Raw genomic sequence first — 23,052 nt, 5'->3', positions numbered from 1 at the left:
CTTTGGAAAATTTATATCCCTTGAATACTATAGATTATTCTAAGGCAACTTGACTGGTTAGATGAATTCAGATTACTTATATTAAATATCATATTAGATTAAATATCATATCATGTTATTCAATTCTATTACTTTGCACGCTTGATATTCAATATCTCAGACTTATTTAATCATGTCTAATCATATTGACAAGTAGATTCGATATATTATGTAAGTAAGTGGCGCTAACTTATCATGCTTCGAAGCGGACGTCTAGCGGTCAATAACAGAAATACTGACAAGATCTAAACGTCCTGCTTTATTTTTGATATCTAAATCAAATTAGATATTTTCGTCTAAAAACTCTTTCAGTTGAGTTTTTGACAATGCGCCTACTTTTGTCGCAGCAACTGCACCGTTTTTGAATAAAATGAGTGTAGGAATACCGCGAATACCGTATTTTGGTGCTGTCAGCGGATTTTGATCGATGTTTAACTTCGCAACTGTTAATTTACCAGCGTATTCTGTTGCAACTTCATCTAGAATAGGAGCAATCATTTTACATGGGCCACACCATTCAGCCCAGAAATCAACAAGCACAGGGCCGGTTGCATTTAATACATCAGCATCGAATTTGCTGTCAGATAAGTGAAGGATTTTATCGCTCATTGTTCTACTCCAAAGAATAATATTGACCGTACCAGTGTAACATTAAATAACAAAAGTCTGTCTGCATTTCAGCGGATAAACTTTTGTAATGCAACCTATAACTGATATTCTATTACATTATGAGCAAAACATATTTGACAGAAAAGAAGTTTTCCGACTTCGCCTTGCATCCAAAAGTGATAGAAGCCCTTGAAAAAAAAGGGTTCTCTAATTGTACACAAATTCAGGCATTGACGTTACCTATCACTGTGAAAGGTCAAGACATTGCCGGGCAAGCCCAAACAGGAACAGGAAAAACGTTGGCGTTTTTAACCTCAACGTTTCATTATCTTTTAACACACCCTACTAAAGAAGGGCATGAAACCAATCAACCTCGTGCACTTATTATGGCGCCAACACGCGAATTAGCCGTGCAGATTTATTCTGATGCTAAAGAGCTTGCGCAAAGTACAGGAATTAAAATGGGCCTCGCCTACGGTGGCGATGGCTATGACGAACAACTCAAAGTATTAAGTAATGGTGTCGATATTGTTATTGGCACAACAGGTCGTTTAATTGACTACGTTAAGCAAGGACATATTAACCTTAACGCAATCCAAGTTGTGGTACTTGATGAAGCTGACAGAATGTACGATCTCGGCTTTATTAAAGATATTCGTTGGATCTTCCGCCGTATGCCAGTTGCCGCTGAGCGTATGAATATGCTGTTCTCTGCAACGCTTTCTTACCGTGTAAGAGAACTGGCTTTTGAGCAGATGAATAATCCTGAATATGTTGAAGTTGAACCTGAACAAAAAACAGGTTTTAGCATAAAAGAAGAACTCTTTTATCCTTCAAATGAAGAGAAAATGCGTCTTCTTCAAACATTAATTGAAGAAGAATGGCCAGATCGCTGTATTATTTTCGCCAATACAAAACATCGTTGTGACGACATTTGGGCACACCTTGTCGCCGATGGACACCGCGTTGGTTTATTAACCGGTGATGTACCTCAGAAAAAACGTCTACGCATTTTAGAAGATTTTACCCAAGGTAATCTTGATATTCTGGTTGCCACTGACGTTGCCGCTAGAGGTCTTCATATTCCTTCAGTAACTCATGTTTTTAACTATGATTTACCTGATGATTGTGAAGACTATGTTCACCGTATTGGTAGAACAGGACGTGCTGGAAATAGTGGTAACTCAATCAGCCTTGCATGTGAAGAATATGCCCTGAATTTACCTGCAATTGAAACTTATATTCAACACGCTATTCCTGTGAGTAAATATAATAGTGATGCGTTATTAACTGATCTTCCTGAGCCAAAACGCCGTCACCGTCCTCGACAAGGTCAGCCTCGTCGCAATAATGCGTCAGTGCGAAATAATAGAGGAAATAATACTCAACGTAACAACCGAAATAAACGCCCGAGTCATCCATAAATTATGCTGAAATCCTCATCACTTTATGCTGCTATTGATTTAGGTTCTAACAGTTTTCATATGTTAGTCGTTCGAGAAATCGCGGGCTCTATACAAGTCCTTTCCCGCGTGAAACGTAAAGTTCGACTTGCTGCTGGCCTAAATAGTGAAAATGAATTGTCAGAGCAGGCAATGGAACGCGGTTGGCAATGTTTACGACTTTTTTCTGAATATCTACGTGATATTCCAACTGAACAAATCAGAGTCGTCGCAACAGCCACATTACGCATTGCTAAAAATGCAGATATTTTTGTCGCAAAAGCGTCTGAAATATTAGGCAATACTGTTCATGTTATTAGTGGTGAGGAAGAAGCACGCCTTATCTATCGTGGCGTTGCACATACTACAGGTGGTGCAGAGCAACGTTTAGTCGTCGATATTGGTGGTGGCAGCACAGAACTGGTGACAGGTACGGGCGCTAAAACGACGCAATTAATGAGCTTAAGTATGGGCTGTGTCACTTGGTTAGAGCGCTATTTTACTGATCGTTCTTTAACTCAAGAAAATTTTGCTAAAGCACAAGACGCAGCCAAAGCGATACTCGCCCCAGTGGCGGATAAATTAATCGAGCAAGGCTGGCAAGTGTGTGTAGGCGCCTCTGGTACTGTACAAGCGTTGCAAGAGATCATGATTGCTCAAGGTATGGATGAATTAATCACCTTACCTAAGCTTGAGCGGCTCAAACACAAAGCCATTGAGTGTGGAAAACTCGAAGAGCTGGAAATTGAAGGACTTACTTTTGAACGAGCCTTAGTGTTTCCGAGTGGACTTGCTATCTTAATCGCCATATTTGAAACACTGCATATTGACAATATGATCTTAGCAGGTGGTGCATTACGAGAGGGCTTAGTCTATGGAATGTTGCATCTTCCTATTGAGCAAGATATCCGCCAACGTACTCTTCGTAATGTCCAGCGCCGGTTTCAAATTGATATTGAGCAAGCACATCGAGTTCAACAACTGGCAGAACACTTTTTTATCCAAGTCAGTAAGCATTGGCAATTAGATAATCGTTGCCGTGAGTTGCTTAATAGTGCCTGTGCATTACATGAAATTGGCCTAAGTGTCGATTTCCGCCAAGCACCTTCACATGCAAGCTATCTGATCTCTCATCTTGATTTACCAGGATACACTCCGGCCCAACGACGTCTATTAGCTTCTTTGCTAAAAAACCAAACAGGGATCATCGATCTTGCACCTCTTAATCATCAAAATGCCCTACCGATAACTCAAGCCAATCGACTAGTGCGTTTACTGCGATTAGCCATCATTTTTGCTAGTCGTCGCCGAGATGATACGCTCCCAGCATTACGATTACGCACTGTCGATGAAACACTCATTATTACATTGCCATATCAATGGCTTAATGAGCACCCGTTACGAGCTGAAAATCTCCAAGAAGAGATCCAATTACAGAGTTATGTACATTGGTCTTTAATGATTGAAGAACAAAATAGCTCTCGTATAAGCTAACTTTTTACTTATACAAAAATAAAACCCTCTTGGAGATCAATAGGCCAAGGGGGCATTTTATCTACCATTTTTATGCTATTGCGGTTTATGCCTTGCCAGCATAGCTCTTAATCCTGCAACACCTTTTTGGCCTTTCTCTTGTTTTTCCTCTGCACTTAACACTTTCTTTTTATTAGTATCCCAATTCAAATCATCTTGAGGTAACTCATAAAGAAAACGGCTTGGATCAGGTTTGATTAATTCACCGTATTGACGTCGTTCTTTACATAACGTAAACGTGAGTGTTTTTTGTGCTCGAGTAATGCCCACATAAGCAAGACGTCTTTCTTCTTCTACATTATCTTCATCAATACTACTTTGGTGTGGCAATATCCCTTCTTCCATTCCCACTAAAAATACATGAGGAAATTCAAGACCTTTAGAGGCATGTAATGTCATTAACTGAACTTGATCTAATTCTTCTTCTGTTTCTCCTCGCTCCATCATATCACGCAGGGTAAACCGGTTAACGACTTGGGAAAGCGTCATAGGTTCATGTAATTCATCACCTTCAAGCATTTCACTCATCCATAAAAATAGCTGATTAATATTTTTCATCCTCATTTCTGCAGCTTTCGCACTGCTTGAGGTTTCATATAACCAACTTTCATAATCCATTTCATGCAATAAATCACGTACAGCTAATAGTGGCTCTCGTTCTGATTTTTGTACTATACGCGACATCCATTGTGAAAATGCGTGTAATGAATTCAAGCCTCGACCTGTTAATGTTTGGCTTAACCCTAAATCAAAACAGGCATTGTATAAGCTTTTATCTCGAACTTTTGCCCACTCACCTAACTTTTGGATCGTCATGGGCCCGATTTCACGACGAGGCTTGTTCACAATACGCAAAAATGCCGCATCATCATCAGGATTAACAATGACTCGTAAATAGGCCAGAATATCTTTGATCTCTTCTCGTGAGAAAAAAGAGGTTTCACCTGAAATACGATAAGGAATGCGATTTTGCATCAAGTACTTTTCAAAAATACGAGACTGATGGTTACCACGATAAAGGATCGCATAATCCTTATAATTAGTTTTATTAATAAAGTGATGCGCAATTAATTCACCCGCAACACGTTCGGCTTCATGCTCTTCATTATTCGCCGTTAAAACGCGCAGTTCATCACCATAACCTAACTCTGAAAATAGTCGTTTTTCAAAGACATGGGGATTATTTTCAATCAAGATATTCGCTGATTTTAAAATACGTCCAGAAGAGCGATAGTTTTGCTCAAGCTTAATGACATTAAGTTGTGGAAAATCTTTTTGTAATAACACTAAATTTTGAGGTCGAGCACCACGCCAAGAATAAATGGATTGGTCATCATCACCGACAACCGTAAAGCGAGCCCTTTCACCGACCAACCATTTGACCAATTCATATTGGCTGGTATTCGTATCTTGATATTCATCCACCAGCAAATAGCGGATGCGTCTTTGCCAGCGCTCTCTGACTTCTTCATTTGTGCGCAATAATAGGGTTGGTCGGCTAATTAAGTCATCAAAGTCGAGCACGTTACAACTACGCAGATGTTGCTCATAACGTCGAAAACATTCGGCAAAAGTATGATCTTGTTGCGATCTCGCCATTCCAATTGCTTGCTCTGGCGTGAGCATATCGTTTTTCCAATTAGAAATTTGGCTCTTTAACTGAGAAAGCAAATCTTTATCTTCTTCTAATAAATCAGCGGTTAATTCTTTGAGTAGTGCAGACTGGTCTTGATCATCAAATAATGAAAATTTAGCTTTAATCCCTAACGCTTTATATTCACGTTTAATAATTTCCAACCCCAATGTATGGAACGTTGAGATCATTAATCCTTTTGCTTCTTGTCGACCTAAAGTTTGAGCGACACGCTCTTTCATTTCACGTGCTGCTTTATTGGTAAACGTCACCGCTGCAATTTGCTTTGCTGGGTATTGGCATTGACGAATAAGGTGTGCAATTTTATGAGTAATAACCCGTGTTTTTCCCGATCCTGCTCCTGCCAAGACCAAACAAGGGCCTGACACATATTCTACTGCTTTTTGTTGACCAGGATTTAATCGCATAGGTTTTCCACACTTCATTAGCCAAGAACATAACGGGAGACAATTGTAGCAGAAAGCGCATAAGAAAATGGTTCAGTTTTTTGAGCATTATTTCTCTAGGTAAAGGAAGTTTAACCTTGTTTAATAAAGTTTTACTTTGTATAATATTCAAACAAATATGGAGGTGTATATTATGAGTATAAAAAGCGAATTAATAGCCACTAAAGTTGATATAGAGCTCAAAGAGGCTTTTGTTGCAATAGCTCGAAATAAACACAGACCAGCCTCTCAAATCTTAAGAGATCTCATTCGAGTTTATGTGGAAAGTAATCAAACACAACCAAATGAAAAAACATTAAACACTTTTGCAAAAACAGATAAAGGTGATGATGTTTTTTATGCTGAAGATGCCCATGATTTATTCAAAAAATTGGATATCTAAATGCGAAAAGTGAGTTATTCAGGACAATTTAAAGAAGACTTAAAACTCGCAGAAAAACGAGGAAAGGATATTAATAAACTAAAAGAGATTATATTACTATTAGTGCAAGGAAAGCGACTACCTGCTCAATTGAAAGATCATCCATTAACAGGAAACTGGAAGCCTCGTCGAGATCTTCATATCGAACCTGATTGGCTACTTATTTATAAAATAGACAATGATACTGTTCATTTCGACAGAACTGGCTCACATTCTGATTTATTTAAATAAAAACCACATATCAAATTGATAGATATGTGGTTTTATCTTTTTAAGATATATTTAGCACTTATTTTTCTAAGCTATCTATTTCAAGATAATAAACTTATATTCTGTTTTATCATTTAAAATATATTAGCACTTATTTTTCTAAGCTATTTGCGTGAGAAGAAGGCGACAAAAGAGGTTATCCCAAGGAGCATACATCAGTATGTGGCTTGGGTAACCGAGTGTAGCCAACGCACTTATCACGTAAAGAGCGACGAAAAATTAGTTGCCGACAGCAATCTTCTTCATATCCGTCATATACCCGCGCAATGTTTTACCTACAGCTTCAATTGGGTGCTGACGAATGGCTTCATTGATATCACGTAATTGTGCATTATCGGTTCCATTATCTTGAACTTTCTTCGCTAAATCGCCAGATTGCAATGTTGTCATAAACTCTTTCAGCATAGGAACAACAGCAAACGAGAACAGATAGTTACCATATTCTGCCGTATCTGAGATAACCACGTTCATTTCATATAAACGCTTACGAGCGATGGTATTCGCGATTAATGGCAACTCATGCAGTGATTCATAATAAGCTGACTCAGCAAAGATACCCGCTTCAATCATCGTATCAAAAGCTAACTCAACACCCGCTTTAACCATTGCAACCATTAATACACCATGATCAAAGTACTCTTGCTCACTGATTTTACCCTCATATTCAGGATAATTTTCAAATGCGCTAGCTCCTGTCTCTTCACGCCATGTCAGCAAGTTTTTATCATCATTTGCCCAGTCTGCCATCATCGTTTCAGAGAATTTACCTGAAATGATATCATCCATGTGTTTTGCAAACAGTGGAGCCATGATCTCTTTCAGTTGCTCTGATAATGCATAAGCGCGCATTTTCGCTGGGTTAGATAATCTATCCATCATCAAGGTGATACCACCTTGCTTCAGTGCTTCTGTAATCGTTTCCCAACCAAACTGAATCAACTTACCTGCATAGCCTGGTTCAACACCATCGGCAACCATTTTGTCATAACATAACAGAGAGCCTGCTTGTAACATACCGCACAGAATGGTTTGCTCTCCCATTAAGTCTGATTTTACTTCAGCAACGAAAGAGGACTCTAAAACACCGGCACGATGACCACCTGTTGCCGCAGCCCATGCTTTCGCAATGGCCATACCTTCACCTTTTGCATCATTTTCAGGGTGAACGGCAATCAGTGTTGGAACACCAAAACCACGTTTATATTCTTCACGAACTTCTGTGCCCGGACATTTTGGTGCAACCATAACAACGGTGATGTCATCACGAATTTTTTCGCCCACTTCAACGATATTAAAACCATGAGAATAACCTAATGCTGCACCTGATTTCATCAGCGGTTGAACCGCTTGAACAACCGCTGAGTGTTGTTTGTCTGGTGTTAAGTTAACAACTAAATCTGCTTGAGGGATCAACGCTTCATAGGTTCCAACCTCAAAACCGTTTTCGGTAGCACGACGCCATGATGCACGTTTCTCATCAATCGCTTCTTGGCGTAAGGCATAGGCGATATTCAAGCCTGAATCACGCATATTTAAACCTTGGTTAAGGCCTTGTGCGCCACAACCAACGATAACGACTTTTCTGCCTTTCAGGTAATTTGCTTCATCAGCAAATTCTTCGCGCGACATAAAGCGACATTTACCCAATTGCGACAACTGCTGACGCAGATTCAATGTATTAAAATAATTTGCCATGAGGGACTCCAAAATCGTTGTGTATGTGTTTGCTGTTATTATCCTCACTCTCTGTGAGGTGTTGCATGACTTTACTATAGGGGATGAAAGCCATTGCTTAAATTGATATATTTACAAGATAGTGTTGCAAAAAATGCAACGTTCTTTTTTAGCACCTAAGGTGGGTGACAATGGATATTCGAGATCTCAAACTCTTCCTACATTTAGCTGAAAGTTGTCACTTCACTAAAACGGCACAAGCAATGCATGTCAGCCCTTCCACGCTCTCACGCCAAATTCAACGCCTTGAAGAAAGCTTAGGTCACCCACTGTTTTTACGTGATAACCGACAAGTCACTCTCACTGATGCAGGCGAACAATTAAAGCGCTATGCTCAACAAACTCTGTTGCAATATAAGCAACTGAAACATACGCTAAACCAAAATAGCCCAAGCCTTTCTGGTGAACTACGACTATTTTGTTCTGTAACAGCGGCTTACAGCCATTTACCGCCTATTCTTGACCGTTTTCGTGCAGAAAATCCATTAGTTGAAATAAAGCTCACCACTGGAGATGCGGCTGATGCCGTCGATAAAGTGCTATCTGATGAAGCTGATTTAGGTATCGCAGGAAAACCTGAAAAACTTCCTGAAAATATCTGTTTTGAAAAAATAGGTGAAATCCCATTAGTGCTGATTGCGCCCGCTCTGCCTTGCAATGTTCGCCATCTTGCAACGCAAGAGAAGCCCGATTGGCTTAATATTCCGTTTATCATTCCTGAACATGGCCCATCAAGACAACGGATCGCGCTATGGTTTAAGCGCCATCGTATCCATAATCCCTCAATTTATGCGACGGTTTCGGGACATGAAGCGATTGTTTCAATGGTTGCATTAGGTTGTGGTATTGCACTTATTCCACAAGTTGTCGTTGATAATTGCCCAGAGCCCGTTCGTAATCGCATCTCTTCATTGGATAATATTTCAATGGTAGAACCTTTCGAGTTAGGCGTTTGCGCATTACACAAACGCCTTCAAGAGCCAGTGATCAATGCTTTTTGGCGATTACTCCACAACTAAACTAGTCGTTTGTGGTGACAGGAATAACTGAAAAGAAGGATTTCCTGTCTCATCATGATACTCATAACCCAAGTCATCTAAATGTCGCTCAAAACGCCCTTGCGTTTCAGGGAGTTCAAACGCTACCAGCACACGCCCGTAATCAGTGCCATGACTACGATAGTGGAATAATGTGATATTCCAATAAGTCCCTAATGTTTTTAGAAACTTCATTAAAGCGCCCGGAGATTCTGGAAATTCAAAACTAAATAGGCGTTCTTTAAGTGGCTTATTAGGGCGCCCCCCGACCATATAACGCACATGAAGTTTTGCCATTTCATCGTCAGAAAGATCAGCCACTTGATAACCCGCAACCGTGAGTTCACGTAAAATTTCTTTACGCTCTGCGAGTCCTTGACTTAAACGTACACCGACAAAAATACGTGCATTTTCAGGATCAGCATCGCTATAACGATAATTAAACTCAGTAACAACACGTTGACCTAAGATCTGACAAAAACGTAAGAAACTTCCTTTCTGTTCAGGAATAGTCACCGCTAATAGCGCTTCACGTTTTTCACCGAGCTCACAGCGTTCAGAAACATAGCGTAAGCCATGAAAATTCACATTTGCACCGGAAAGCACATGCGCAAGGCGCTCACCTTTGATTTGATGCTGTTCTACGTATTTTTTAAGTCCTGCTAATGCCAATGCGCCTGAAGGCTCTGCAATCGCACGTACATCTTCAAATAAATCTTTTACTGCGGCACAAATTGCATCACTATCCACTGTGATAACATCATCAACATATTTTTGGCATAAACGGAACGTTTCATCACCGATACGTTTAACCGCAACACCTTCAGCAAATAATCCCACTCTTGCTAATTCAACGGGATGCCCTGCCTCTAATGCTGCTTTTAAGCATGCAGCATCTTCAGCTTCAACACCTATTACCTTAATTTCTGGCATAAGCTGTTTGATTAATACGGCAACTCCAGCAATTAAACCACCACCACCAACAGGTACGAAAATACGATCAAGATGAACATCTTGTTGTAAGAGTTCCATTGCCAGTGTTGCCTGCCCTGCAATGACTGCGGGATGATCAAAAGGCGGAACAAAGGTGTATCCCATCTCTTCAGATAGCGCGATAGCTTTTGCTTTTGCTTCATCAAAATTGGCACCATAAAGCAATGCTTCTCCACCAAATTGGCGAACAGCATCAACTTTAATATCTGCTGTTGCCACTGGCATCACAATGAGTGCTTTTACTCCCATTCGATTAGCTGACAACGCAACACCTTGCGCGTGGTTCCCCGCTGATGCCGTCACGACACCTTTCGCTTTTTGCTCAGGAGTCAACCCTGCAATCATGGTATAAGCACCACGTAATTTAAAGCTATGAACGGGTTGTCTATCTTCTCGCTTAACTAAAATCGTATTTTCTAAACGTTCAGATATTTTTGTCATCTCTTGAAGCGGAGTGACTATTGCGGCTTCATAAACAGGTGCGCTCAGCGCCGCTTTTAAATATTCAGCGCTGCTTGGCGCTGAATTTAAAGGTCTAAAGGCAGCCATTCTTAGCCCCCTAACTTAGATTTATCACGCACCGCACCTTTATCGGCACTGGTGGCTAAAGAGGCGTAAGCACGTAAAGCAAAGGAAACTTGGCGCTGCCTATTTTGTGGTGTCCACGCTTTATTACCGCGAGCATTTTGTGCATCACGACGAGCTGATAACGTTTTATCATCCACCTTTAATGAGATCTCGCGGGTTGGAATATTGATAGAAACAATATCGCCTTCTTCCACTAAACCAATCACGCCACCATTTGCCGCTTCAGGTGACACATGCCCGATAGATAAACCCGATGTTCCACCAGAGAAACGCCCGTCAGTGATAAGTGCACAAGCTTTCCCTAATCCCATTGATTTTAAATAAGAGGTTGGATACAACATCTCTTGCATACCAGGACCACCTTTAGGGCCTTCATAGCGGATAATTACCACATCGCCTGCCACGACTTTGCCACCTAAGATAGCCTCTACTGCATCATCTTGGCTTTCATACACTTTTGCGGGACCACTAAAAATTAAGTTATCTTCATCAACACCCGCCGTTTTAACAATACAGCCATCTTCCGCTAAATTTCCTGATAGCACGGCTAATCCACCATCTTGGCTATAAGCATGTTCTTTGCTACGGATACAGCCATTTTCACGATCTGTATCTAAAGTTGGCCAACGACAATTTTGTGAAAAAGCTTTCGTTGTACGAATACCTGCGGGGCCTGCTTTGAACATCGATTTTACTTGCTCATCTTGTGTTAACATCACATCATATTGCGACAATGTTTCTGGCAAACTTAACCCTAAGATATTATTAACATTGCGATTGAGTAATCCTGCTCTGTCTAACTCACCTAAAATACCCATAACGCCACCAGCGCGGTGAACATCTTCCATATGATATTTTTGTGTACTTGGTGCCACTTTACATAAATGAGGTACTTGGCGAGAAAGTCTGTCGATATCTTCCATGGTGAAATCAACCCCACCTTCTTGCGCGGCAGCCAATAAATGCAGAACCGTATTTGTTGAGCCACCCATTGCAATATCCAAGATCATCGCATTTTCAAAGGCTTCTTTTTTAGCGATATTGCGTGGTAATGCAGACTCATCATCTTTTTCATAATAGCGTTTGGTTAATTCAACAATACGCTTGCCTGCATTGATAAACAGCGTTTCACGATCTGCATGTGTCGCTAATAATGAGCCATTTCCGGGCTGAGATAATCCCAGTGCTTCTGTTAAACAGTTCATGGAGTTTGCGGTGAACATACCCGAACACGATCCACATGTCGGGCAAGCAGATCGTTCGATTTGCTCACTATCAGCATCGCTGACATTTGGATTCGCCCCTTGGATCATGGCATCAACCAGATCTAATTTGATCAGTTGATCTGAAAGCTTCGTTTTACCCGCTTCCATAGGGCCACCCGAAACAAAAATAACAGGGATATTCAAACGTAAAGACGCCATTAACATTCCTGGCGTGATCTTGTCGCAGTTTGAGATACACACCATCGCATCAGCACAGTGCGCATTAACCATATATTCAACAGAGTCAGCAATAAGTTCACGCGATGGCAAAGAGTAAAGCATGCCACCGTGTCCCATTGCGATACCGTCATCAACTGCAATGGTATTAAATTCTTTAGCAACACCACCCGCTGCTTCAATTTGCTCAGCAACGAGTTTTCCTAAATCCCGCAGATGCACATGACCTGGTACAAATTGCGTAAATGAGTTCACAACAGCGATAATGGGTTTACCAAAATCAGCATCAGTCATTCCCGTTGCACGCCATAAGGCACGGGCTCCAGCCATATTACGACCATGTGTCGTTGTTGCTGAACGGTATTTAGGCATTTTTCACACTCCTGCGATAAAAAAAGCGAGCAGGGAACGATCTACCCGCTAAATAAATTTATTTGATTATGTTTATGAATTGATTGGATCTAACCAGCCGTATTTATCTTCTGTCTCACCCGTAAACAGTCCAAAGAAGGCTTTTTGAATTGATTTAGTCACAGGACCACAGCGCCCGATACCTACTTGAATACCATCAACACTACGTACTGGCGTTATCTCTGCAGCGGTACCTGACATAAAGACTTCATCGGCAAGATAAAGTGATTCACGAGAAAGTACTTGTTCACGCACCTCATAACCGAGATCTTTTGCTAATTTGATGATGGCATCACGCGTGATCCCCGGTAGTGCTGATGAAGTAAATGGAGGCGTAAAAATAACACCATCTTTTACTTCAAATAGGTTTTCACCTGCACCTTCTGATAAATAACCATGAACATCTAGTGCAATTCCTTCTTGATAACCATGACGGCGAGCTTCGCTTCCCACTAATAGTGAAGATAAATAGTTACCACCCGCTTTTGCTGCAGTTGGAATAGTATTCGGTGCAGCGCGATGCCAAGAAGAAACCATTGCATCAATACCTTTATCTAAAGCTTCTTCACCGAGATAGGCTCCCCATGGGAATGCAGCAATGATTACATCTGTTTTATAACCTGCTGGCGGATTAACCCCCATGCCGACATCTCCAATAAAAACTAATGGACGAATATAAGCACTGACTAATTTGTTTTTACGTAAGGTTTCACGACATGCTTCCATTAACTCATCAACACTTTGCTCAACAGGCATACGGTAGATTTTGGCTGAGTCATGTAAACGTTGCATATGCTCACGATGGCGAAATACCACAGGACCTTTATGAGAATTGTAACAACGCACACCTTCAAATACGGAAGTACCATAATGCAATGCGTGAGACATCACATGAACCTTTGCCTCAGCCCATGGAACCATTTCACCGTTAAACCAAATATAATCAGCTTGCTTTGTCATTCTTTTATCCTTACATGGCACTTAGTGCATTCATGAATCGTAATTTTTCTTTCTGTTGATGTAATACTTGAATACCTGCAACATCAGCTAATTTTGTTAACTGGCTGCACAGAAGTTCTAATGGTCGCTGACTACTCACCGTCAGGCTTAAGTTAATATTGTTGCTCTCTGTGATATTCATATTCATTGAGCATATATGAAAACCACGATGACGAATAACTCTCAGGATACGTTCTAAGATCTCTGGACAAAAACGGGCTTCAATTGTGATATTGTGTTGGTTCATTTTGATTTCTCCATCATCTCATCATTACTTGCGCCCGGCGGGACTAAAGGCCAGACATTTTCTGCGTCATCGATAGATACCTGTAATAAGTAAGGACCATCGCTCTCTAATAAACATTTTATTGCATCAGCAACTTGTGCTTTTTCTGTGATACGTTGCCCAGGGATATCAAACGCTTTGGCTAAGGCAACAAAGTCAGGGTTATCTGTTAAAATTGTTTCGCTATAACGTTGTTCAAAAAACAACTCTTGCCATTGACGAACCATACCAAGACGTTGGTTATCTAATAACACCAATTTGATAGGTAATTGTTTACGTTTAATTGTGCCCAGTTCCTGCACATTCATCATAAAAGAGCCATCACCAGATACGCAGATAACACAAGCGTCAGGTCTAGCAATTTGAGCGCCTACGGCCGCAGGGATACCAAATCCCATGGTGCCTAAACCACTTGAAGTAATAAAATTTTCAGGTGCATCAAATGTCATATGTTGCGCCGACCACATTTGATGCTGACCAACATCTGTTGTCACAACGGTATTTTTAGGTTTGGCGTCTGATAATTGTTTTAATAATAAAGGGGCATAAATCGCAGAGCCCGGATGATCATAACGCCAAGCATGTTCTGTTTTTAATGCTTGTACTTCTTGTTGCCAAGATGCGATAGATAATGGCTGAGACAAAACAGGCAACAACACCTTAGCATCCCCCAATAACGCAACATGAGCTTGTTTTAATTTATTTAATTCTGCATGGTCGATATCGATATGGATAACTTTGGCATTAGGTGCAAAAGTATTTAATCGCCCTGTCACGCGATCATCAAAACGTGCACCAATAGCAATTAATAAATCACTACGCTGAACAGCATAATTTGCCGCTTTAGTGCCATGCATACCAAGCATGCCTAGATAGTTGGCATTTGATGCATCAGCACAACCTAGCCCTTTTAAAGTAGAAACAACGGGTATTTCTGTTTGCTTCACAAATTCTCTTAACGTTTCCACTGCATTACTCATGGCAACGCCACCACCTACATACAAAATAGGTTTTTGTGCCTGTGCTAACATCTGCTTAGCTTGTGCTATTTCTTGTGTTGGGTAAGGAAATTCTTGCTCTTCTGGTAATTCATAATTTGATAAATGGGAAGCATCGGCTAATTGAACATCTTTCGGGATATCGATTAAAACGGGGCCGGGACGACCTTGAGAGGCTATAGAAAATGCCTCTGATAACACTCTAGGTAATTCATCAACAGATGAGACTAAAAAACTGTGTTTAGTACATGCCAACGAAAGACCTAAAACATCTATTTCTTGGAATGCGTCAGTACCAATCAAATCGGAAGCAACTTGTCCAGTGATAGCAACAACAGGCACAGAATCTAACAATGCATCAGCAAGTCCAGTGATAACATTAGTAGCGCCTGGGCCTGATGTCGCGATACAAATACCTGTTGTCCCCGTAGCGCGAGCAAAACCAATCGCAGCAATTGCAGCACCTTGTTCATGGCGACATAAGATATGTTCAACACCGCCATCATAAAGAGCATCGTAAACAGGCATGATCGCACCGCCAGGATAACCAAAGACTGTCTCGACTTGATGTTTTCGTAATGCCTGTACTAACCACTGTGCTCCATTCATTCTTTCACCCTGCCATCTTAACTTCTTGTTTAATTTAAATTTATTTTCTATTTCATCTCTTTTTCAAACTCTGGCTCAAAAAAAACCCCCGCGCCTTTCGGTGCGGGGGTTTTTAAGAGATCCGGCTAGTTTAGTTAGCCTTTCTTCGTCCTAGTGCAGCCCCGCACGGTGGGTTAATAATCACCACCACGCTGATAATAATTAGGCTAATCACTAGGACGATAGTATTCATAGTTTTATAACTTCTTTTCTTATTTAAAATGTATATTTGTAATGTTGTGTTGTGCTTTCTTTCACTCTTTCCTTTTAGAGTTATCATGATATTTTAGAATTGACAATGTTTATTTTAAAAAAAAATCTAACATAATGAATTTCATATGTTTTTTTATATCACAAACACACGACAGAGTTTTAATCTATAAACCATTTGTTTTATAGTTATTAATACCAAGAAAGAACACGTTATTTTGTTTTTTCTACTATTAAATTTTATTATTCCAAGTTAAGAATCAATAACATTTTTCATTATATTTATATTAATTTATTAAATTAATTATTTAAAAAATTAACTGTTATATTTCAATGATTTGAATTATTCTTGAGATATCTCGCATTTATTTAATTCTTTATTTAACACAAAAGAAAAAATAATTTAAAAAGAAAAAAATAATGGAGAATAAAAAATGGCATTAGCAATAATATATACACGTGCTTCTTTAGGAATATCAGCTCCGCTTATTACTATCGAGGCACATATTAGTCAGGGATTACCTGGATTAACATTAGTTGGATTACCTGAAACTGTTGTAAAAGAAGCAAAAGATAGAGTAAGAAGTGCATTAATTAATAGCGGATATACTTATCCTGCAAAAAGAATAACGATTAATCTTTCACCGGCCGATTTACCCAAAGAAGGTGCACGTTATGATTTACCTATTGCACTAGCAATATTAATTGCATCCGAGCAATTAAAATCAAATAAATTAGAGTGTTATGAGTTTATTGGAGAACTTGCACTTTCTGGAAAATTACAACGAGTTAATGCCGTTATTCCTTCAATCCTTAGCGCTTCAAAAGATCATCGAATATGCATTGTATCAATAGAACATCAAACTGAAGTTTCATTATTACCCAATAGATCTGCTTTATTAGCCTCTCATCTTTTAGAAATTTGTCATCATCTAGAAAATAATACGCCATTAATTGAAACAGAAAGCTTTATTATTAACGATGAAATTGAAAATCAAGATAATAAAGATATGAGCGATATAATTGGTCAAAATAATGCAAAAAGAGCAGCAGAAATTACAGCAGCAGGAAATCACAATATTTTATTTCTTGGGCCTCCAGGAACAGGAAAAACAATGTTAGCACAAAGGATAACTACGCTTCTTCCTCCTTTAACGGCTAAAGAAGCACTTGATGTATTAATCATTAGTAGCTTAAGAGGTCTGACATTTAATGAAAGAAAGTGGCCTACAAGACCATTTAGAGCCCCACATCATACTTCCTCTGCTGTTGCTTTAACGGGAGGTGGCTCTCTTCCTAAACCTGGAGAAATTACATTAGCGCATCACGGTATTTTATTTTTAGATGAATTGCCAGAATTTGAGCGTCGTGTACTTGATGCATTACGTGAACCTCTAGACGCTAGAGAAATTACTATTTCACGCGCAAAAGCTAAAATAAGCTACCCTGCTAATGTATTATTGGTCGGTGCATTAAACCCAAGCCCAACAGGGCATTATCAAGGTAATCATAATCGAGTACCAATAAAACAGATCCTGCGCTATTTAAGCAAGGTTTCTGGACCTTTTTTAGATAGGTTTGATTTATCTGTCGAAATGCCACTTCTTCCTCAAGGTTCGCTTATTCATCCTACATTTACCACTGAAAATAGTTCAACAATTAGAGAACGAGTTCTAAAGGCTAGAGAAAGACAATTTTCACGATGTGGAAAAGTGAATACTTATCTAACTGGAAAAGAGATTGAAAGCTATTGCTCATTAAATACCAGTGATGCCACTTTTCTTGAAGATACGCTTAATAAATTAGGACTATCGATACGAGCTTGGCACAAAATTTTAAGAGTATCGAGGACTATTGCAGATCTCGAAAATGAAGAGAAAATACAGAGAAATCACTTGATTGAAGCTTTAAGTTTTCGTGCAATGGATAGATTAATGATCTATTTACAAAAACAATTAGATGGGTAAATAAAAGGAGCGAAAAAACGCTCCTTTTTACTAAAACTAATGATATTAATCATCAGAATCGGTATAGTCATCAGATGGATCGAGCTGTGGCTTTCCACCCGATAATGTATGAAAACGTTTTGGACGACTTATACGACTAGTATATTTCTTCCAAATTTTTTCTTCGATTGTTGCTGCTTCTCGTTCGCCACGACACATGGCAACAAATAATTTTTCCGCTTCAGTTATAGGCTCTCGTTTGCCTAAATCAAGCTCATTAAAGGCTTGACCATGACGTTCCAATATCTGGGATTCCTTGATAGTGAAATCGCCATGACGAGAAAAACCACGCGGATAATGTTTATTGTCAAAAAAACGATTAGTCGTGATAAAACTTTCTGCCATCTGACACACTCCTAATTCTCTATCGTCATACTTATGGCGCGGAGTATTAGATAGTCATGCGGTTCTGTAAAACAAAATATTTAAATCGTAACGACAAATTTTTTTGGAGATAGATGTGGATACCGAATTACTGAAAACCTTTTTGGAAGTCAGTAAGACTAGACACTTTGGACGAGCCGCTGAATCTCTTTATTTAACGCAGTCTGCGGTTAGTTTTAGAATACGACAATTGGAAACACAACTAGGCACAAATCTGTTTACTCGCCATCGTAATAATATTCGTTTAACTGCCGCGGGTGAAAGGCTAGTCCCCTATGCTGAATCGTTAATGAATACATGGCTTCTTGCTAAAAAAGAGATTAGCCATGCTTCTCAACATTCAGAGCTATCAATTGGCGCCACAGCATCACTCTGGGAAGCATATCTAACATCTTGGTTACAGGAGTCTTATTTAGAAAGAAAAGAGCTTAGAATCGAATCTAGAGTCTCTACACGGCAGTCTCTTGTAAAACAACTTCATGCAAGAGAACTAGACCTTCTTTTTACAACTGAAGCACCCAAGATGGATGAATTAGAAAGTAAAATTATTGGTGATATTACTTTTCAGTTGATGAAAATAGCATCAAATAAAACAGAGAAAATAGTACAATTTATCAAAATTGAATGGAGTGCTGATTTTCAGCCTTTTCTTCCTAATAGTGAAGTGCAAAAGATTGACCCTATTTTAACCACTAATTCTGCAATGGTTGCTTATCAGTTAATGAAAACAACACAAGCAGTTGCATTCCTACCTACACATTGGCTCGATCTCTATTCAGATCTAGCACCAGCCTCAACAGAAATTATTCAAAAACCTTTATTTGCGGTTTGGCTAAATACTAGTGATCAACAAGTATTGATACAACAATTATTAAAACAACCGGTAAATCATCAATAAAGCTTAAATCCATTCTATATGTATTCATAGCATTAACAAATCACCCTTGGAATTAAGCTTTACTCTAGAATTTTCATTACATATTACAGGAAATATTATTGATAAATGTTAGTAAAATCAGCATATTGATAGATCAATCGATGGGAATATAGTGAAATAAATATTGAGAATAGATAACAAAAAGCCCAGTTAATTAACTGGGCTACAAAGAAGTATAAATTTTGTTATTACTTAATTGGTAATTGGCAGGGGCGGAGAGGCTCGAACTCCCAACACCCGGTTTTGGAGACCGGTGCTCTACCAATTGAACTACGCCCCTAAATAGTTGGCGGAACGGACGGGACTCGAACCCGCGACCCCCTGCGTGACAGGCAGGTATTCTAACCAACTGAACTACCGCTCCGCGTATTCTTTTCGCGATTAATGTTATTTAACATTAACGCTTTAATTGATGCTTGGCAGTTCCCTACTCTCACATGGGGAGACCCCACACTACCATCGGCGCTACAACGTTTCACTTCTGAGTTCGGCATGGGATCAGGTGGGACCGCTGCGCTATGGCCGCCAAGCAGAATTCTTCAAATTCTTTAATTATTCGTCTCTTCCTGAGACTCACCCCTTTGGGGCCAGTGCTCCGCACTGTTCCAGTTTGTTCCAGACAAACTGGTCGATTTTATTACCCGCTTCTTTCCTTTCGGTTAGTCGCCAGCAATATTCAATCTTAAACAAGCCTACTTCATTCATCTTTGTCTCTCAGACAAAACACCTTCGGTGTTGTCAGGTTAAGCCTCACGGTTCATTAGTACTGGTTAGCTCAACGTATCGCTACGCTTACACACCCAGCCTATCAACGTCTTAGTCTTAAACGTTCCTTTAGGTCACTCAAGGTGACAGGGAAGACTCATCTTGAGGCAAGTTTCCCGCTTAGATGCTTTCAGCGGTTATCTCTTCCGCACTTAGCTACCGGGCAATGCCATTGGCATGACAACCCGAACACCAGTGGTGCGTTCACTCCGGTCCTCTCGTACTAGGAGCAACCCCTCTCAATCTTCCAACGCCCACGGCAGATAGGGACCGAACTGTCTCACGACGTTCTAAACCCAGCTCGCGTACCACTTTAAATGGCGAACAGCCATACCCTTGGGACCTACTTCAGCCCCAGGATGTGATGAGCCGACATCGAGGTGCCAAACACCGCCGTCGATATGAACTCTTGGGCGGTATCAGCCTGTTATCCCCGGAGTACCTTTTATCCGTTGAGCGATGGCCCTTCCATTCAGAACCACCGGATCACTAAGACCTACTTTCGTACCTGCTCGAGCCGTCACTCTCACAGTCAAGCTGGCTTATGCCTTTGCACTAACCGCATGATGTCCGACCATGCTTAGCCAACCTTCGTGCTCCTCCGTTACTCTTTAGGAGGAGACCGCCCCAGTCAAACTACCCACCAGACACGGTCCCCGACCCAGATTATGGGCCTAGGTTAGAACATCAAACGTTAAAGGGTGGTATTTCAAGGTTGACTCCATGCAGACTGGCGTCCACACTTCATAGTCTCCCACCTATCCTACACATCAAGGCTCAATGTTCAGTGTCAAGCTATAGTAAAGGTTCACGGGGTCTTTCCGTCTTGCCGCGGGTACACTGCATCTTCACAGCGAGTTCAATTTCACTGAGTCTCGGGTGGAGACAGCCTGGCCATCATTACGCCATTCGTGCAGGTCGGAACTTACCCGACAAGGAATTTCGCTACCTTAGGACCGTTATAGTTACGGCCGCCGTTTACTGGGGCTTCGATCAAGAGCTTCTCCTAAGGATAACCCCATCAATTAACCTTCCAGCACCGGGCAGGCGTCACACCGTATACGTCCACTTTCGTGTTTGCACAGTGCTGTGTTTTTAATAAACAGTTGCAGCCAGCTGGTATCTTCGACTGGCTTCGGCTCCGTCCGCAAGGGACTTCACTTACCGCCAGCGTGCCTTCTCCCGAAGTTACGGCACCATTTTGCCTAGTTCCTTCACCCGAGTTCTCTCAAGCGCCTGAGTATTCTCTACCTGACCACCTGTGTCGGTTTGGGGTACGATTGTTGGTAACCTGAAGCTTAGAGGCTTTTCCTGGAAGCAGGGCATCAATTGCTTCACCACCTTAGTGGCTCGTCATCACACCTCAGCATTAAGTGACCGGATTTGCCTAATCACTCTGCCTACATGCTTGAACCGGGACGACCGTCGCCCGGACAACCTAGCCTTCTCCGTTCCCCCATCGCAGTTACCACCAGTACGGGAATATTAACCCGTTTCCCATCGACTACGCTTTTCAGCCTCGCCTTAGGGGTCGACTCACCCTGCCCCGATTAACGTTGGACAGGAACCCTTGGTCTTCCGGCGTGCGGGTTTTTCACCCGCATTATCGTTACTTATGTCAGCATTCGCACTTCTGATACCTCCAGCATACCTCACAGTACACCTTCGCAGGCTTACAGAACGCTCCCCTACCCAACGAACGTATCCTTAAATTCGCTTAATCTCGCTTTCGCCTCGACTTTGATGGACGCATTGACGTCACTTCGTTCCGTCAATCGGTTCATCACAAACAAATTTAAGTGATACGTTCGCTGCCGCAGCTTCGGTGCATGGTTTAGCCCCGTTACATCTTCCGCGCGGGCCGACTCGACCAGTGAGCTATTACGCTTTCTTTAAATGATGGCTGCTTCTAAGCCAACATCCTGGCTGTCTGAGCCTTCCCACTTCGTTTCCCACTTAACCATGACTTTGGGACCTTAGCTGGCGGTCTGGGTTGTTTCCCTCTTCACGACGGACGTTAGCACCCGCCGTGTGTCTCCCGTGATAACATTCTTCGGTATTCGCAGTTTGCATCGAGTTGGTAAGTCGGGATGACCCCCTAGTCGAAACAGTGCTCTACCCCCGAAGATGAGTTCACGAGGCGCTACCTAAATAGCTTTCGGGGAGAACCAGCTATCTCCCGGTTTGATTGGCCTTTCACCCCCATCCACAAGTCATCCGCTAATTTTTCAACATTAGTCGGTTCGGTCCTCCAGTTAGTGTTACCCAACCTTCAACCTGCCCATGGATAGATCACCGGGTTTCGGGTCTATACCCTGCAACTTATTCGCCCAGTTAAGACTCGGTTTCCCTACGGCTCCCCTATACGGTTAACCTTGCTACAGAATATAAGTCGCTGACCCATTATACAAAAGGTACGCAGTCACCCCATCCTCAAATGTCCCGCTTGCTTTTACTGTCAAACTGGCGCGATTTTTTAACTTCCGTTGCTCGTGTACTTCTATGTACACTGCGCGACGGCTTGAAAAAATCACCCCATTTTGTAGGTAAATGCTGCGCTGTTTTCGAGTGGTTTTGCCAATCACTCAGTGCGAGGCACTTGAGTGATGGGGCTCCTACTGCTTGTACGTACACGGTTTCAGGTTCTTTTTCACTCCCCTCGCCGGGGTTCTTTTCGCCTTTCCCTCACGGTACTGGTTCACTATCGGTCAATCAGGAGTATTTAGCCTTGGAGGATGGTCCCCCCATATTCAGACAGGATAACACGTGTCCCGCCCTACTCGTCGAGTTCACAATAACAGCATCTTCGGATACGGGGCTATCACCCTTTACTGCCGGACTTTCCAGACCGTTCTCCTGATGCTGCCATTGATTAAGACTCTGGGCTGTTCCCCGTTCGCTCGCCGCTACTAGGGGAATCTCGGTTGATTTCTTTTCCTCGGGGTACTGAGATGTTTCAGTTCTCCCGGTTCGCTTCCTAACACTATGTATTCATGTCAGGATAATATCCATGGGATATTGGGTTTCCCCATTCGGAAATCGTCGGGTATAACGGTTCATATCACCTTACCGACGCTTATCGCAGATTAGCACGTCCTTCATCGCCTCTGATTGCCTAGGCATCCACCGTGTACGCTTATTCGCTTAACCTCACAACCCGAAGGTGTCTTTTCTTGAAGACATCTGGGTGGTGATGGCTG

At 41.3% G+C, this 23,052-nt stretch carries 17 protein-coding genes, 2 tRNA genes and 2 rRNA genes; 7 read left to right on the top strand and 14 right to left on the bottom strand.

What is annotated here, in order from left to right:
* Positions 1–321: 321 nt before the first annotated feature.
* Positions 322–648 (bottom strand): thioredoxin TrxA, encoded by a 327-nt coding sequence (gene trxA, locus H1225_RS16875; RefSeq protein WP_006535838.1) that lies wholly within the window; start codon positions 646–648, stop codon positions 322–324.
* Between the two features lie 119 nt (positions 649–767).
* On the opposite strand from trxA, the gene rhlB reads away from it, so the two are divergent.
* Both rhlB and gppA read left to right on the top strand, forming a co-directional pair.
* Positions 768–2,072 (top strand): ATP-dependent RNA helicase RhlB, encoded by a 1,305-nt coding sequence (gene rhlB, locus H1225_RS16870; RefSeq protein ID WP_072064616.1) that lies wholly within the window; start codon positions 768–770, stop codon positions 2,070–2,072.
* 3 nt (positions 2,073–2,075) lie between these two features.
* Positions 2,076–3,584, top strand: coding sequence for a guanosine-5'-triphosphate,3'-diphosphate diphosphatase (gene gppA / locus H1225_RS16865; protein WP_109847974.1), 1,509 nt, complete (start codon positions 2,076–2,078; stop codon positions 3,582–3,584).
* A gap of 75 nt (positions 3,585–3,659) precedes the next feature.
* On the opposite strand, the gene rep is transcribed toward gppA, so the two are convergent.
* Positions 3,660–5,684 carry a DNA helicase Rep gene (gene rep, locus H1225_RS16860; protein WP_115065027.1) on the bottom strand — a complete coding sequence of 675 codons (2,025 nt, stop codon included), beginning with the start codon at positions 5,682–5,684 and terminating at the stop codon, positions 3,660–3,662.
* Between the two features lie 172 nt (positions 5,685–5,856).
* On the opposite strand from rep, the gene H1225_RS16855 reads away from it, so the two are divergent.
* Together H1225_RS16855 and H1225_RS16850 are read left to right on the top strand one after the other, a co-directional pair.
* Positions 5,857–6,105 (top strand): hypothetical protein, encoded by a 249-nt coding sequence (locus H1225_RS16855; protein ID WP_004253075.1) that lies wholly within the window; start codon positions 5,857–5,859, stop codon positions 6,103–6,105.
* Entirely contained in the window at positions 6,106–6,375 is a 270-nt protein-coding gene (locus H1225_RS16850; RefSeq protein ID WP_006535845.1) for a type II toxin-antitoxin system YafQ family toxin, read from the top strand.
* 258 nt (positions 6,376–6,633) lie between these two features.
* Here the strand turns inward: H1225_RS16850 and ilvC are convergent, their stop codons facing one another.
* A complete protein-coding gene (gene ilvC, locus H1225_RS16845) occupies positions 6,634–8,109 on the bottom strand; it encodes a ketol-acid reductoisomerase (protein ID WP_006535846.1) in 1,476 nt (491 codons plus the stop codon).
* A gap of 170 nt (positions 8,110–8,279) precedes the next feature.
* On the opposite strand from ilvC, the gene ilvY reads away from it, so the two are divergent.
* Positions 8,280–9,167 carry an HTH-type transcriptional activator IlvY gene (gene ilvY / locus H1225_RS16840; protein WP_006535847.1) on the top strand — a complete coding sequence of 296 codons (888 nt, stop codon included), beginning with the start codon at positions 8,280–8,282 and terminating at the stop codon, positions 9,165–9,167.
* On the opposite strand, the gene ilvA is transcribed toward ilvY, so the two are convergent.
* From ilvA to ilvL, 6 genes are all read right to left on the bottom strand, one after another.
* Entirely contained in the window at positions 9,153–10,727 is a 1,575-nt protein-coding gene (ilvA, locus tag H1225_RS16835) for a threonine ammonia-lyase, biosynthetic (protein WP_072064620.1), read from the bottom strand. The two genes, ilvY and ilvA, sit on opposite strands and share 15 nt — an antisense overlap.
* A gap of 2 nt (positions 10,728–10,729) precedes the next feature.
* On the bottom strand, positions 10,730–12,580 hold the full coding sequence (gene ilvD / locus H1225_RS16830) for a dihydroxy-acid dehydratase (protein ID WP_109847977.1): 1,851 nt from the start codon (positions 12,578–12,580) through the stop codon (positions 10,730–10,732).
* A gap of 72 nt (positions 12,581–12,652) precedes the next feature.
* Positions 12,653–13,579, bottom strand: a complete 927-nt coding sequence (gene ilvE, locus H1225_RS16825) for a branched-chain-amino-acid transaminase (protein WP_109396579.1) — start codon at positions 13,577–13,579, stop codon at positions 12,653–12,655.
* 10 nt (positions 13,580–13,589) lie between these two features.
* Complete coding sequence (gene ilvM / locus H1225_RS16820) at positions 13,590–13,865, bottom strand: acetolactate synthase 2 small subunit (protein ID WP_072064623.1); 276 nt, start codon at positions 13,863–13,865, stop codon at positions 13,590–13,592.
* On the bottom strand, positions 13,862–15,511 hold the full coding sequence (gene ilvG, locus H1225_RS16815; protein ID WP_161670970.1) for an acetolactate synthase 2 catalytic subunit: 1,650 nt from the start codon (positions 15,509–15,511) through the stop codon (positions 13,862–13,864). Before ilvG ends, ilvM begins: the two co-directional genes overlap by 4 nt.
* Positions 15,512–15,641: 130 nt before the next feature.
* On the bottom strand, positions 15,642–15,743 hold the full coding sequence (gene ilvL, locus H1225_RS16810; protein WP_072064625.1) for an ilv operon leader peptide: 102 nt from the start codon (positions 15,741–15,743) through the stop codon (positions 15,642–15,644).
* Between the two features lie 451 nt (positions 15,744–16,194).
* On the opposite strand from ilvL, the gene H1225_RS16805 reads away from it, so the two are divergent.
* On the top strand, positions 16,195–17,727 hold the full coding sequence (locus H1225_RS16805) for a YifB family Mg chelatase-like AAA ATPase (protein WP_072064626.1): 1,533 nt from the start codon (positions 16,195–16,197) through the stop codon (positions 17,725–17,727).
* Positions 17,728–17,772: 45 nt separating this feature from the next.
* On the opposite strand, the gene H1225_RS16800 is transcribed toward H1225_RS16805, so the two are convergent.
* Positions 17,773–18,111: a MaoP family protein gene (locus tag H1225_RS16800; RefSeq protein ID WP_072064627.1), complete on the bottom strand. Its 339-nt coding sequence runs from the start codon at positions 18,109–18,111 to the stop codon at positions 17,773–17,775.
* A gap of 115 nt (positions 18,112–18,226) precedes the next feature.
* Here H1225_RS16800 and hdfR point away from each other — a divergent pair, with 115 nt between their 5' ends.
* Positions 18,227–19,048 carry an HTH-type transcriptional regulator HdfR gene (hdfR, locus tag H1225_RS16795; protein WP_109399710.1) on the top strand — a complete coding sequence of 274 codons (822 nt, stop codon included), beginning with the start codon at positions 18,227–18,229 and terminating at the stop codon, positions 19,046–19,048.
* A gap of 243 nt (positions 19,049–19,291) precedes the next feature.
* Here the strand turns inward: hdfR and H1225_RS16790 are convergent.
* From H1225_RS16790 to H1225_RS16775, 4 genes are all read right to left on the bottom strand, one after another.
* Positions 19,292–19,367: transfer RNA gene (locus tag H1225_RS16790), tRNA-Trp, on the bottom strand.
* A 7-nt stretch (positions 19,368–19,374) separates the two neighbouring features.
* Positions 19,375–19,451: transfer RNA gene (locus tag H1225_RS16785), tRNA-Asp, on the bottom strand.
* A 50-nt stretch (positions 19,452–19,501) separates the two neighbouring features.
* Positions 19,502–19,617 (bottom strand): 5S ribosomal RNA (gene rrf / locus H1225_RS16780).
* A gap of 209 nt (positions 19,618–19,826) precedes the next feature.
* Positions 19,827–23,002 (bottom strand): 23S ribosomal RNA (locus tag H1225_RS16775).
* Positions 23,003–23,052 lie beyond the last annotated feature (50 nt).

Origin of the sequence: Proteus penneri (assembly GCF_022369495.1) — a bacterium.
Classification (GTDB): Bacteria; Pseudomonadota; Gammaproteobacteria; order Enterobacterales; family Enterobacteriaceae; genus Proteus; species Proteus penneri.
The sequence above is the reverse complement of the archived record's forward strand: the minus strand, read 5'-3'. Positions and strand labels throughout refer to the sequence as shown.